The sequence below is a fragment of the Pontibacter pudoricolor genome, assembly GCF_010092985.1.
In the GTDB taxonomy this organism is placed as follows: Bacteria; Bacteroidota; Bacteroidia; order Cytophagales; family Hymenobacteraceae; genus Pontibacter; species Pontibacter pudoricolor.
Window position 1 is genome coordinate 100,834 of the sequence record NZ_CP048106.1, and the last position, 12,327, is coordinate 113,160.

Below are 12,327 nucleotides of genomic sequence, written 5' to 3' on the forward strand. Positions count from 1 at the left end.
CATTTATTGCACAATTATTGCACCAGACAAAGTAAAACACGCTATTAACCGTATAGTACCTATGAGCACACTTCATTTTATAACTATAGTTGCCATGCTGAATTTATTTGGCTGCAACCAGGCAGAGCAGCCCGAAACTGCCGCTTTTACTACTGCCACAACCGGCGAGGCCCCTTTATCTGAGGCCCAAACCGGAAAACTGAACCGGCAAACCCAGCGCGACACGGTGCAGAAGACCGAAGCCGAATGGAAAAAGATACTTACCCCGGAGCAATTTTATGTGCTGCGCCAGAAAGGAACAGAACCCGCTTTTAAAAATAAGTACAATGCCAACAATGCCAAGGGGATTTACTATTGCGCCGGTTGCCATAACCCGGTTTTCAGTTCCGAAACCAAATTTGAGTCCGGTACCGGCTGGCCCAGCTTCTGGAAACCAATTGCCAACTATAGAATAAGAGAGGTAACAGACAGAACAGACGGCATGGTGCGCACCGAAGTGCTTTGCGCGCGTTGTGGCGGCCACCTGGGCCATGTGTTTGATGACGGCCCGAAACCAACCGGCCTGCGCTACTGCCTAAATTCCGCAGCGTTGGATTTTGTAGCGAAGAAGTAACGGCTGGTTATCTGAAACTGGATTAATGGGGTTTAATGGGATTAGCAATAATGGAGAGGAGCAGTATGTTGTGTTTTCTCTGGTGATCTTAGTCTGCAATTTTCCTTTTGTCTTGCCGAGCGATAGCCGAAGGATTTTATATGTCCTATAATTTCTATTTTGTCATTTCGAACACCGTGAGAAATCTGGGTTCTATAGTTGACTGCTCTACTACCCGAACCAAGCCTTCCTTTCCTAGTCACTTCTAATCCTGGGAGCTCTACTAGCCTATTGTTCTATAGTTAGCTTTGGTGCCCTCACGGCCGGGAGGCCCCGTCTTCGGGCATCGCGCTGCGCGAATCTCTTTTGCTCGTTCCTCGCAATGCCTGACGGCACCAGATATTCACAAGGCGCTCAACCCAAAGACTGCGATCTTTCGATAGCTATCGTTCATGTGGCTTGAAAGCTATAGTTACATCGCCTTATCGTGGTTGTAATTCCGTAGGGACAGGTCGAGACCTGTCCTGTGCATGGTCTGTAACTATAGCACGATAACTCAAACTATAACTATAGCCAAATTCCCCTCCCTGGAGGGGCAGGGGTGGGTTAAAACGCCAACAATAAAACGATAACTACAACTATAGCGACACCTAAAAGCTCCTTCCCCTGTTTTGGGGGTAGGGGCCCTCTTTTAAAGGGGAAGGCTGGGAAGGGGTAAAACTGAAACTATACAACTATAACCCAAACTATAGCAAAAGCCAAAACCTCCCAGCCTTAAACTACCGGGAAGCAAGTTCGAGCATAGCACTAAAGGTTAGGGGGTGGGTTAGAACACCAACTATGGAACTACAAATCACCCTCATCCAGGTAAAAGCAGGTAATAGGTAAAATCCAGAATTAGACAGACATACTTCCAGACCTTTCAATCACCTCAACCACCTTCTAAAATAACAATCAGCCGGAAACAATCAACAATAAAGACTAGCTGCCGTACCTTTTATCCTGAACTATAAACTATAAAACTATGACAGAGCTACATTCAGAAGCAGAGAATATAGAGAACCTTTCTCAGATCATAATGGATGCCTTTAATGCACAGAATATTGTAGAAGGCGAAGTGTTGCGCTACCAGGACCTTTACCCGATACTGCAGGAAAAATATCCGAAATATAAAGACGTGCAGAAAGAGGCAGAGCAGCATTTGGCAAAACTCGCTTACGTAAACCCCGCACCAGACGGACTGATGCTGACCCAGATCGGCTACAGAGCGCTAACAGAACGGTAAGCCAACTATAAACCTGTTATAATCCTGTTGAATTGTGCTTTGCTGCCGTATACTTTACTATAAGTGCGTGATCTATAGTTACGTACCTGGTTAAAGTAGCAAACTATGAAAAAGTATATAACAGCTATAGTTGGGTTAAGTGTGCTGGGACTGGTGTCCTGCACGTCGCTATCGGAAGGGGAGGAAGGCGCTGCAGGAGTTGAGCAGAACCAGCGTGTGCGTTACAGGGGAGATGCCGGTGCAAGCCTGCGCGATAAGATGGATGAACAGTCGAGCGATATAAACCGGAAGAAGAACATAGAAGAATCGGGCAGGAATGACCCGGCCATGAAACCGCCTGAAATAAGACCTGAACAATTGCCAAACGCTCCGGTTGATACCACCAAACATACGCTAAGGCCGGTAAACCGCAGAAAAGGCGGCAACTAACCAATAAACGAGCAGGCGCAGCATTCGTAAAATGCTGCGCCTGCTCGTTTATTGGTTACAAGTAAGTTATTTGCTTACATCTTCCGGTTCCTGGTCTGCGTCGCCTAAATGCAGTTCATCCGGTTCCAGGTCCACATATACTTCGTGGTCAGAAGGGGTGGTTTCAGACTCGCGGTCATCCTCTTTTGGGGCCGGGTTTTTACTGATGTTTTTCTTCTCGCTTTTTATTCCAAGGCTGTCTTTATCGCCTTTTTTGGTATGGGCATTATCTTTCTGCTTCATGTTAAAGTATACAGTAGGTGATGTTCCGTTTACGGAAGATGGTGTTGTAGGTAACTATACTTTCCTGTTTTTATAGTTTGATGAAAGTATAGCAAGGTGCAATCTGTCTGCTATTCGTATATTTGCTTTTTTAAGAAGAAAGATGACAACAACTACTCCTAAACGCTATACTGTAACGGCAGCTTTGCCTTATGCCAACGGCCCTGTTCATATTGGTCATTTGGCTGGGGTTTATTTGCCGGCTGATATTTACGTGCGCTACCTGCGCCTGCAAAACCGCGATGTTAAATTTATCTGTGGTTCTGATGAGCACGGTGTTCCGATTACGATTCGCGCTAAAAAAGAAGGCATTACGCCGCAGCAGGCTGTAGATAAGTACCATGAGCTGATTAAACAATCATTCGCAGATTTCAATATCTCGTTTGATATCTACGATCGTACTTCCTCAAAAATACACCACGAAACAGCTTCCGATTTCTTCCTGAAACTATACAACGACGGCAAGTTTATAGAGCAGACCACCCAGCAGTACTACGACGAGAAAGCCCAGCAATTTTTAGCAGACCGTTATATAGTTGGTACCTGCCCTAAGTGCGGAAACGAAAACGCCTACGGCGACCAGTGCGAAAGCTGCGGAACTTCCCTGAACGCTACAGACCTGATCAACCCAAAGAGTACATTGAGCGGCGCCGTGCCGGTAATGCGCGAAACAAAACATTGGTACCTGCCCCTAAACGAGTATGAGACGTGGCTGCGCGAGTGGATTGTGGAAGGCCACAAAGGCGACTGGAAACCAAACGTGTACGGGCAGTGCAAATCGTGGATTGACCAGGGACTACAGCCCCGCGCTGTAACCCGTGACCTGGACTGGGGCGTGCCGGTTCCGGTAGCCGGTGCCGAGGGTAAAGTGCTTTACGTTTGGTTCGATGCACCGATCGGGTATATCTCTGCCACCAAAGCCTTAACGCCGGATTGGGAGAAATACTGGAAAGACAAAGAAACTAAACTGGTGCATTTCATCGGTAAAGATAACATCGTTTTCCACTGCATCATCTTCCCAAGCATGCTGAAAGCGCATGGTGACTATATTCTGCCAGACAACGTTCCTGCCAACGAGTTCCTGAACCTGGAAGGCGATAAGATATCAACGTCGCGTAACTGGGCGGTGTGGCTGCACGAGTACCTGGAAGATTTTAAAGGCAAAGGTGATGTGCTGCGTTACACCCTTTGCGCCAACGCCCCTGAAACCAAAGACAACGACTTTACCTGGAAAGATTACCAGGCCCGCAACAACAACGAATTACTGGCCATTCTGGGCAACTTCATTAACCGCGCAGTAGTGCTTACCCAAAAGTATTACAACGGTGCTGTGCCTACCCGTAACGAGCTTACAGACTATGATACAGTAGTGCTGGAGGATCTGAAAGGGATGCCGATGGTAATTGCTGCACATTTAGAACGTTACAAGTTCCGGGATGCACTGGGCGAGTTGATGAACCTGGCCCGTTTAGGCAACAAATACCTGGCTGATACAGAGCCGTGGAAACTTATAAAAACAGATGAAGAGCGTGTAAAAACCATCATGAACATCGCGCTGCAGATATCTGCAAGCCTGGCCATTCTGATGGAACCGTTCCTACCGGATTCTGCTGCTAAACTACGCAGCATGCTGAACATGGAAGCAGGTATGTGGGCTGATGCCGGTGCTGCTGATTTGTTGAAAGATGGTCACGTTATCGGTACTCCTGCACTGCTGTTTGAAAAAGTTGAAGATGCAGCGGTAGAAGCGCAGGTGCAGAAGTTACTGGATACTAAAAAAGCCAATGAAATAGCCAATTCAGTAACGGAGCCAGCTAAAGAGAACATCTCGTTCGAAGACTTCTCTAAAATGGATATCCGCATTGGAACTATACTGGCCGCTGAAAAAGTAGCCAAGACTAAAAAGCTGCTGAAGCTTACGATAGATACAGGCATAGACCAGCGTACCGTTGTGAGTGGTATAGCCGAGTTCTTTAACCCGGACGAAATTGTTGGCCAGCAGGTAAGTATTTTAGTAAACCTGGCACCACGCGACATTAAGGGCATCACCAGCCAGGGCATGATCCTGATGGCAGAGAATGCAGATGGATCGCTGGCATTTGTGCAGCCAAGTGTTGCTGTAAAGAATGGTGGTACGGTGTCATAAACTATAGTTTTATTTACACAAAAAAGCCCCGCAACTATAGTTAGCTGCGGGGCTTTTTTGTGTAAAGACGCAATACCTTGCGTCTCCTGCTACAGGCTATAACAAAAAGCTTTATAGTTTAATTTGCTGTGGGGCTATTTTGTTCTTATGGTAGATGCCATTACTGCTTGAACAGCCTTTGGAGACGCAAGGTATTGCGTCTCTACATTTACGGGCAGGAAAAATCTATTTAATGGCTTCTTGCCTTAGAGGGGGAGCCATTATTGTTTTATCTGCTTTTGAAGACGCAAAATATTGCGTCTCTGCATTGGTGGAAACTTCTCCACATAACTTCGTAAAAACTGCTATGGATAAGTATAAAAGTGCCTACCGTATTCCTTCTGCCCGTTTGGTAAATTGGGATTATGGTTCGCATGGACTTTATTTCATAACTATCTGCACAAAAGAGAAGGAACATTACTTTGGAGAGATTTATTCTCCTCCCGAAACCCAACTACAGCCAGGAACGCCATCTGAGACGCAAAGTATTGCGTCTCTACGGAAAACAGTGATTGGAGAAATTGCATTTAAATACTGGAAACAGATTCCTGACTATCACCCGTTTGTGGAGCTTGACGAATTTATAGTTATGCCTAACCATGTGCATGCAATTATTTTCATCAACAAACCTGAATTTGAGCAATGGCAGGAAAATAAGTTTGGACCTCAATCTGGCAACTTAGCTTCTATTATCAGAGGTTATAAAGCTGCTGTAAAAAAGTATGCCACTATAAACCAAGTAGATTTTTCCTGGCAAAACCGCTATTTCGACAGGGTCATTCGTTCAGAAAAAGAACTCCAAAACATAAGGAACTATATTTATAACAATCCTTCAAACTGGGAAGGCGAGAAGAATAATCCTGAAAATCTATTTATGTAGAGACGCAATACCTTGCGTCTCCAAAAGCTGTTCTAATAGTAATGGCATCTACTATAAAAACAAAATACCTTACCCGCTACCCAAACTGTAAAGCTTTTTGTTATGGCTTGTCGCAGGACACGCAAGGTATTGCGTCTCTACACAAAAAAGCCCCGCAGCACTACCCCGCAACTATAGCTAGTTTTGCAAACCGTTGTTTTTCCATCTGGTGGATAACTAAGTACAAACCTACTGCAGCAACTACAGCCAGTCCGCCGCAAGCCCACCAAAGCATGTCAAAACCATGTGCTGCAATTATAGTAGTGCCAAGGTAGGGAGCCAGAACATGCGCAGCTGCATACGAAATGGTATAAAGTCCCATGTAAGCACCCCGGTTATCAATGTTAGAGCGGTCAACAGTTATAGTTGACATGAAGGGCATCGCCAGAATCTCGGAAATACTCAGCAGTAACATCGACACAAAAAGCACACTTACCTGCGGGAACAGGTTAAGCAGCACAAACGAGAAACCAAGCATTAAGAGTCCGCTCGCGACCAATAATGATTTCTTTGCCTGCTCGCCCAGCAAATACACTACAATCATCTCCAGTAAAAACACGATCATCCCGTTCAGGGCCATCAGCAAACCAATGCGGGCTTCAGACAAAGCATGCACCTGTTTATAGTATAGGGGCAGGGTGGCAAACAGCTGGAAGAAGATCATGGCAAATAAACTGCACAGGATCACAAAAAGAATAAACCACTTGTCGCGGTAAGGCGACTGAACAACCGGAGCAGCAGAAGTGGACTCTGCTTTTTTGACAGGCCGGTGCCCTTGCTGTGCCCTGAAGTATACAAAAAAGAAGATGCCGGCAGCAACACAGGTAACGCCATCAGCAATAAAAAGCCATTTATAAGAGAGGGCAGCCACCAGGCCGCCTACAGCCGGACCAATGGAAAAGCCCAGGTTTATAGCCATCCTGTTCAGAGAAAAGGCACGGGTAATATTTTCGGGCCTGGCGTAAAAGGCAATGGATGCGGCATTTGCAGGACGAAGCATATCGTTTACCAGGCTCAGAATAAAAACACCGGCTGCCATATACTCGAACTGCCTTAAGTTAAGCAGTAAAAAGTACAGGCTGCCACCTAACACAAGGCTCACATACTGGACTTTAAAATGGCCTATCTTATCGGTTAGCCAGCCGCCCAGAAAAGCGCCGCACATAGCACCCAACCCGTAGATACTCAGAATGGCACCGGTCTCCTTTAAACTATAGTTAAGTTCGGTAGTAAGGTACACACCCAGGAAAGGTATCACCATGGCACCACTCCGGTTTATCAGCATCACCACCGACATCATCCAGGTCTGATGGGAGAGGCCACCGAATGCATTGCGGTATAGTTGGAGTACGCGTTTCATAGATTAGGGGTACGATGTGTGCTAATGCGAAATATAGGTAGAAGCTTTGAAATCAGGAATAATATAAAGGCGGAGCGACGGCTTAATTTAGGGAAGGGGAAAAGGAATTTATTTCCAGAATAGTATTAAGATTATAGTATTATAGAGTATGTTATACAAGATGATTACTGTTGTGATTCCTCCAAAACAACCAGCCTCTAACTTATTTCCATTATCAAACTGATTTTTGAAATAGTAGAAGGTATGTATTATAGCAACCAAGACAAAAATGAACGTAACCGGTAGGATAATATTTCTTGCGTAACCAGCGTCTGAGTACCCTAATCCGAAACTAAAGAAACCGGCAACAAACATGATTAATCCTGTGAAGAAGAAATAAGGTGTCTTCTGTGATAGTAAGAATTGATGCATCGGTAAACTATAGTTTATGTTTCTAACCTTGCTGTTATAGTTTTGCTCACTTTCTGGCCCAGTTTAATAAAGTATTGCTCGTAGTAGCGATACACCAGTTGGCTGGCAATAACTGTTACAACTATAGCTACTATAATAGTAAGCCAGGGAGAGAAGTTGTATTGCTTGGCAGCAAACTTTACTACTTTATAAACCAGCGGGTGCAACAGGTAAAGTGCATAACTTATTTCGCCCAATGTGTGTAAGGGCATATGCAGCACTTTAGGAAACGTAACAGGCAGCTTGTACATGGCAAAGCAAACTGCCAGGCAGGTAGCAGAAAAAATGAAACGGTTCCAGTCGGTGACCAGCGTTACGGTATTTCCGGAAGCCGGGTAAACTATAAACACAACTATACCAGCCAGCAACAACCCGATCAAAGGTAAAGCAGGTAAAGCCTTGTACTTTGTGAAATACCCAATTGCCACACCTCCCAGAAACAGGAAGATCTGGTTAAAAGGGTTTACATAATCGCGCCACTGGTTGGCAAGCGGAACAGCATCGTTTATACTATAGAAAGCGAAGTATGCGCCCAGCCCAACTATAAATACGCAAACTATAGCAAAGGCCAACCGGCTAAACCTGGCAGCAAACAGGAATAATGGGAAGAAAAGGTAAAAAACCAGCTCATTGCCAATAGACCACACGCCTACACCGATCGGTTCATCCCAGCTCACAAAACCAAACAGCCCGGTGAAATTGAGCAGGATGCGGTCCCAGTCGCGGAGCGTAGGGTCGATGACCAGGTAAACCGGCATGATGAGCCAGAGCAGCGGGAACAATCTGAAAATACGCTTCAGGTAAAAGTCTGTGAGTGATGCCTTGCCGGGTTGCAGGCGTGCTTCGTACACATGGTACAGGGTTAGTCCGCTCAGAACATAAAATATAGCTACCCCATATAACCCGATACGGCCCCAGAAACTTTCAGCCTCCATGTGGCCCAGGGTCCAGCTCTGGAAATGGTACAGCAAAATGCCAAAAGCCGCCAGCCCCCGAACATAATCAAGGGAAGTTACTCTGCCTGGCGCCTGTTTTACCTGCTGTACCGTCATGCTAAATCTATCGTTGCTTACTTGGTATTGAACTGGTTCATGGTGCGCTCCAGCCCGATCGTCCCGAAGGAGATAACTGCATCTGCCGATTTTTCGATCAATGTCTGTAGTTCGGCCTGCTCGTCGTTACTGAAGTTGCTCAGTACATAATCTACCTGTTTGCCTTTATGAAAAGCATCGCCAACGCCAAACCGAAGCCGCGGATAGTTGTTGTTGCCCAGCGTTTGCTCTATGTGTTTTAAACCATTGTGCCCACCGGCGCTTCCTTTCATCCGGATGCGCAATGTACCAAAAGGCAAAGCTATATCATCTGTAATGACCAGCATCTGCTCCGGTGTAAGTTTAAGGGAGTTCAGCCAATGGCCAACTGCCTTGCCGCTCAGGTTCATGTAGGTGGTTGGCTTTACCAGTACAAAAGTGCGGCCCTTTACTTTAATTTCGGCTACAAAGGCGTGGCGGCTTACATCAAATTTTGCATCGTGTTTTTTTGCCAGGTAATCGAGCACCATAAAGCCGATGTTGTGGCGCGTTTCAGCGTATTCAGGTCCAATGTTTCCAAGGCCAACTATAAGGTATTTCATGCTTGTATCTTTGGGTACGGCAGGAGTTTCAGGTGTAAAGCCCAGCCATTGTTTTATAGTCTTAAGTGTAGAATTGATCACTAAATTAATTGTTGATGGTTGAATTGTTGATTGTTTAAACTATAGATGTTTAGAATTTTCAGAAAATCAGTGAAAGATGCCCTTGCTGTGTGTTTTCACCAGCAAGTACTTTTTGATAAAGGTATAGTTGTTGGTGAAAACACCAACAACGGCAGGAAACTTCTGGTTTAATGAATATAACAATCTAACAATGCAGCAATTTAACAATTAAACCAGTTAGCCATTTAACAATTAAACAGTTTAACCTTTAAGCAGAAACAAAAAATCCTGCCCCGCATGCAGCGGAACAGGATCTTTTACTATAAAGTAGCGTTTGCTGCTTATTTTTTGCCGCCGCGAGCTTCTTCCATCTGAGCACTCTTAAGCGCACGTGGAATAGTTACTGTAGCAACTGGAGCAAGCGGGTTGGTAAGAATTTCGAAGTTACCACCTGTGTTGATCTTGCTAACTTTGATTGATTTACCAAGCTCAAGGTCAGAGATATCAACTTCGATATAATCTGGAAGGTTAGCAGGAAGAGCTTTAACTTTAAGCTTACGCAGCTTAGTTACCAGCTTACCACCAACAATTACACCTGGAGATGTACCTACCATTTTAACCGGAATTTCCATCTTCACCGGCTTGTCTTCCTGTAACTCAAGGAAGTCAACGTGTAAAAGCATTTCGTTAACCGGGTGGAACTGTACGTCCTGCATCACAGCTCTGTAGTGTGTGCCTTCAATATTCAGGTCTACTTCGTATACTTCCGGAGAATAAACTAAGTCTCTGAACAGGATAGCTGGTGCGTAGAAGTGAACTTGCTCAGCGCCGCCATATAATACACCTGGTACATAAGACTCATTACGCAGCTCTTTCGTCTGCGATTTACCGAGATTTGCTCTTTTAAACCCTATAATCTCTAAAGTTTTCATAAAAATGAATTTGTTAAAATTTTTCGAGCCACAAAGGTATGGGTTTTTTAATTGCTGATTGTTAAATTGTTGATTGTTTTTTCTCAAAACGCCCAAGCAACTATAAATCAGATTCCTATGCCGTTTTGCAGGCTGTCTTTTATTTAAACTGATCGAAGCTAAAATACTGAATGGCTGAACCGTTGAAAGAGAAATCCAACTATTCAGCCATTCAGCCTTTTAACAAGTTTATATTATATAAACAGCGAGCTGATAGACTCGTGCGTTACTACGTTGTTAATGGCGCGTGCAAACAGTTCAGAGAACGTTAGCACTTTTATTTTAGAAGACTCCTGCTTTAACGGGATGGTATCAGAAACTACCAGTTCTTCCAGTACAGAATTCTCGATGCGCTCGTAAGCCGGACCCGAAAGGACAGGGTGTGTAGCAATGGCACGTACCGTTCTGGCACCTTTCTCTTTTAGTAGCTCAGCAGCTTTGGTTATAGTTCCGGCAGTGTCAACCATGTCATCTACCAGCACCACATCCAGGCCTTCCACATTACCGATTACCTGCATCGAGGCGATCTCGTTTGCGCGAACTCTGTGCTTATCGCAGACAACCATCTCAGCTCCGAAATTTTTGGCAAACGCTCTTGTTCTTACCACGCCGCCCACGTCAGGAGATGCGAAGATAAGGCTTGAGCCCAGGTTCAGGCTACGCAGGTAAGGTACAAAGATGGCCGATCCATCCAGATGATCTACCGGGATATCAAAGAAACCCTGGATCTGGCCTGCATGCAGGTCGCAGGTCATCAGGCGGTCAGCGCCGCAAGCCTGTACGGCATTTGCCAGCACTTTGGCACCGATCGATACGCGCGGCTTGTCTTTTCTGTCCTGGCGGGCATAGCCATAGTAAGGCATTACCACAATTACCTTATGCGCCGAGGCACGCTTGGCAGCATCTACCAGCAACATCAGTTCCATCAGGTTATCGGCAGGCGGAAAAGTAGAAAGCACTATAAATACTTCGGCACCGCGCACAGACTCGTTGTAGTGTACACCAATTTCGCCATCACTGAAACGGGAAATGGTTAAGTCGCCTAATTGCGTGCCGTAAGCAACAGCAATTTTTTCAGCTAAGTAGCGTGAGGCGGAACCGGAGAAGATCTTTACCAGGGGCATAGTTTTCTTAATGCTAAATGAAGGGTTTAGGTTAAGGTTATTATGCCTGCAAAGCTACGAAATAACTTTTTAGCCAACCCCGATTTTAGAGATAAAATATATGCGATCTGAAAACTATAACTCCATGAATCAGAAAGTTTAGGAATAATACGGGAAGATCTTGAAGCATGGTTATTTGTATATATAACCTCGGCTATATATACTTACATATACATATCCAAAACCTAATTATGAACAGACTATTTACTTTAACATCAAACGTGACCAGGGCAGTTGCTTTTTTGGTTATCCTGTCGCTGGCGGCCTGCGAAAAAGAAGAGGAAACAAATTTGCAGGAAATACTGGTAAAACAGGAGTGGGAGCAAGCGTCGCCTTACAGTGATCCATCCTTTCCGTGGCATAAAGAATTTTATCACATCACCTTCAGAACCGATAATACCTGCACCATTGTGCTGGACTATGGCGGCGCAACAAATCCTGCTACCGCTGCCGGGCCGCAAACTATAGAAAGTGTTTATGAAGTAGATAATGCCACCCGTACCATCTCATTTCCGGAGCCTATAAGCACTGTGTATTGGGGCGATAATCAGGAAAAGCTTTCAGTGTTCATTAAAGACTGGAAAATAAAAAGCCTTAATGGTAATACCCTTGAAACCGAGCCATCACCAAACTATAAATCGCCGGATATACCTCACTTCGTGATCGGGGTGAACTGGTATAAATTTAAAGCGATAGAATAACAGGCCGGTTTATTGGTGGCGTGTGAAGTTCGAAGTTAAAGTGGAGAAAACTATAAGCTGGTAAGGCAGGAAGAATAAGCAGGCAATGCAGTTCACAGCTATAGTTGCGCTATAAAACAAAAAAGCCCTTAGATCTGATCTAAGGGCTTTTTAAGTTGTCCGACCAGGTTTCGAACCTGGACTCTTCTGAACCAAAATCAGACGTGTTGCCAGTTACACCATCGGACAGAGTACCTACTAGATTTCAGGGTGGAAGCC

General features: G+C 45.1%; 12 protein-coding genes and 1 tRNA gene. 6 read left to right on the top strand and 7 right to left on the bottom strand.

Annotated elements, in window-relative coordinates; translation table 11 throughout:
• Positions 1 to 61: 61 nt before the first annotated feature.
• The 3 genes from msrB to GSQ66_RS00460 all read left to right on the top strand — a co-directional run bounded on the left by msrB (position 62) and on the right by GSQ66_RS00460 (position 2,306).
• Positions 62 to 613: a peptide-methionine (R)-S-oxide reductase MsrB gene (gene msrB, locus GSQ66_RS00450; protein ID WP_238395761.1), complete on the top strand. Its 552-nt coding sequence runs from the start codon at positions 62 to 64 to the stop codon at positions 611 to 613.
• Positions 614 to 1,616: 1,003 nt separating this feature from the next.
• Positions 1,617 to 1,877 (top strand): hypothetical protein, encoded by a 261-nt coding sequence (locus GSQ66_RS00455; protein WP_238395762.1) that lies wholly within the window; start codon positions 1,617 to 1,619, stop codon positions 1,875 to 1,877.
• A gap of 105 nt (positions 1,878 to 1,982) precedes the next feature.
• Positions 1,983 to 2,306, top strand: coding sequence for a hypothetical protein (locus tag GSQ66_RS00460; protein WP_162425652.1), 324 nt, complete (start codon positions 1,983 to 1,985; stop codon positions 2,304 to 2,306).
• Between the two features lie 66 nt (positions 2,307 to 2,372).
• Here GSQ66_RS00460 and GSQ66_RS00465 read toward each other — a convergent pair whose 3' ends face one another.
• A complete protein-coding gene (locus tag GSQ66_RS00465) occupies positions 2,373 to 2,588 on the bottom strand; it encodes a hypothetical protein (RefSeq protein WP_162425653.1) in 216 nt (71 codons plus the stop codon).
• Between the two features lie 142 nt (positions 2,589 to 2,730).
• Between GSQ66_RS00465 and metG the strand changes: the two genes are divergently transcribed.
• Entirely contained in the window at positions 2,731 to 4,773 is a 2,043-nt protein-coding gene (metG, locus tag GSQ66_RS00470; protein WP_162425654.1) for a methionine--tRNA ligase, read from the top strand.
• A 154-nt stretch (positions 4,774 to 4,927) separates the two neighbouring features.
• Complete coding sequence (locus GSQ66_RS00475; RefSeq protein ID WP_202923380.1) at positions 4,928 to 5,692, top strand: transposase; 765 nt, start codon at positions 4,928 to 4,930, stop codon at positions 5,690 to 5,692.
• A 160-nt stretch (positions 5,693 to 5,852) separates the two neighbouring features.
• Here the strand turns inward: GSQ66_RS00475 and GSQ66_RS00480 are convergent, their stop codons facing one another.
• From GSQ66_RS00480 to GSQ66_RS00500, 5 genes are all read right to left on the bottom strand, one after another.
• The gene (locus tag GSQ66_RS00480; RefSeq protein WP_162425655.1) at positions 5,853 to 7,091 is read right to left on the bottom strand and encodes an MDR family MFS transporter; all 1,239 of its coding nucleotides are present in this window, start codon (positions 7,089 to 7,091) and stop codon (positions 5,853 to 5,855) included.
• Positions 7,092 to 7,516: 425 nt separating this feature from the next.
• Entirely contained in the window at positions 7,517 to 8,593 is a 1,077-nt protein-coding gene (locus tag GSQ66_RS00485) for an acyltransferase family protein (RefSeq protein ID WP_162425656.1), read from the bottom strand.
• A gap of 17 nt (positions 8,594 to 8,610) precedes the next feature.
• Entirely contained in the window at positions 8,611 to 9,174 is a 564-nt protein-coding gene (pth, locus tag GSQ66_RS00490) for an aminoacyl-tRNA hydrolase (RefSeq protein ID WP_162428868.1), read from the bottom strand.
• A 401-nt stretch (positions 9,175 to 9,575) separates the two neighbouring features.
• The gene (locus tag GSQ66_RS00495; RefSeq protein ID WP_162425657.1) at positions 9,576 to 10,166 is read right to left on the bottom strand and encodes a 50S ribosomal protein L25/general stress protein Ctc; all 591 of its coding nucleotides are present in this window, start codon (positions 10,164 to 10,166) and stop codon (positions 9,576 to 9,578) included.
• A gap of 233 nt (positions 10,167 to 10,399) precedes the next feature.
• Positions 10,400 to 11,329 carry a ribose-phosphate pyrophosphokinase gene (locus GSQ66_RS00500; RefSeq protein ID WP_162425658.1) on the bottom strand — a complete coding sequence of 310 codons (930 nt, stop codon included), beginning with the start codon at positions 11,327 to 11,329 and terminating at the stop codon, positions 10,400 to 10,402.
• A 230-nt stretch (positions 11,330 to 11,559) separates the two neighbouring features.
• Between GSQ66_RS00500 and GSQ66_RS00505 the strand changes: the two genes are divergently transcribed.
• Positions 11,560 to 12,069 carry a hypothetical protein gene (locus GSQ66_RS00505; RefSeq protein ID WP_162425659.1) on the top strand — a complete coding sequence of 170 codons (510 nt, stop codon included), beginning with the start codon at positions 11,560 to 11,562 and terminating at the stop codon, positions 12,067 to 12,069.
• 155 nt (positions 12,070 to 12,224) lie between these two features.
• On the opposite strand, the gene GSQ66_RS00510 is transcribed toward GSQ66_RS00505, so the two are convergent.
• Positions 12,225 to 12,297: transfer RNA gene (locus GSQ66_RS00510), tRNA-Gln, on the bottom strand.
• Between the last annotated feature and the right edge of the window lie 30 nt (positions 12,298 to 12,327).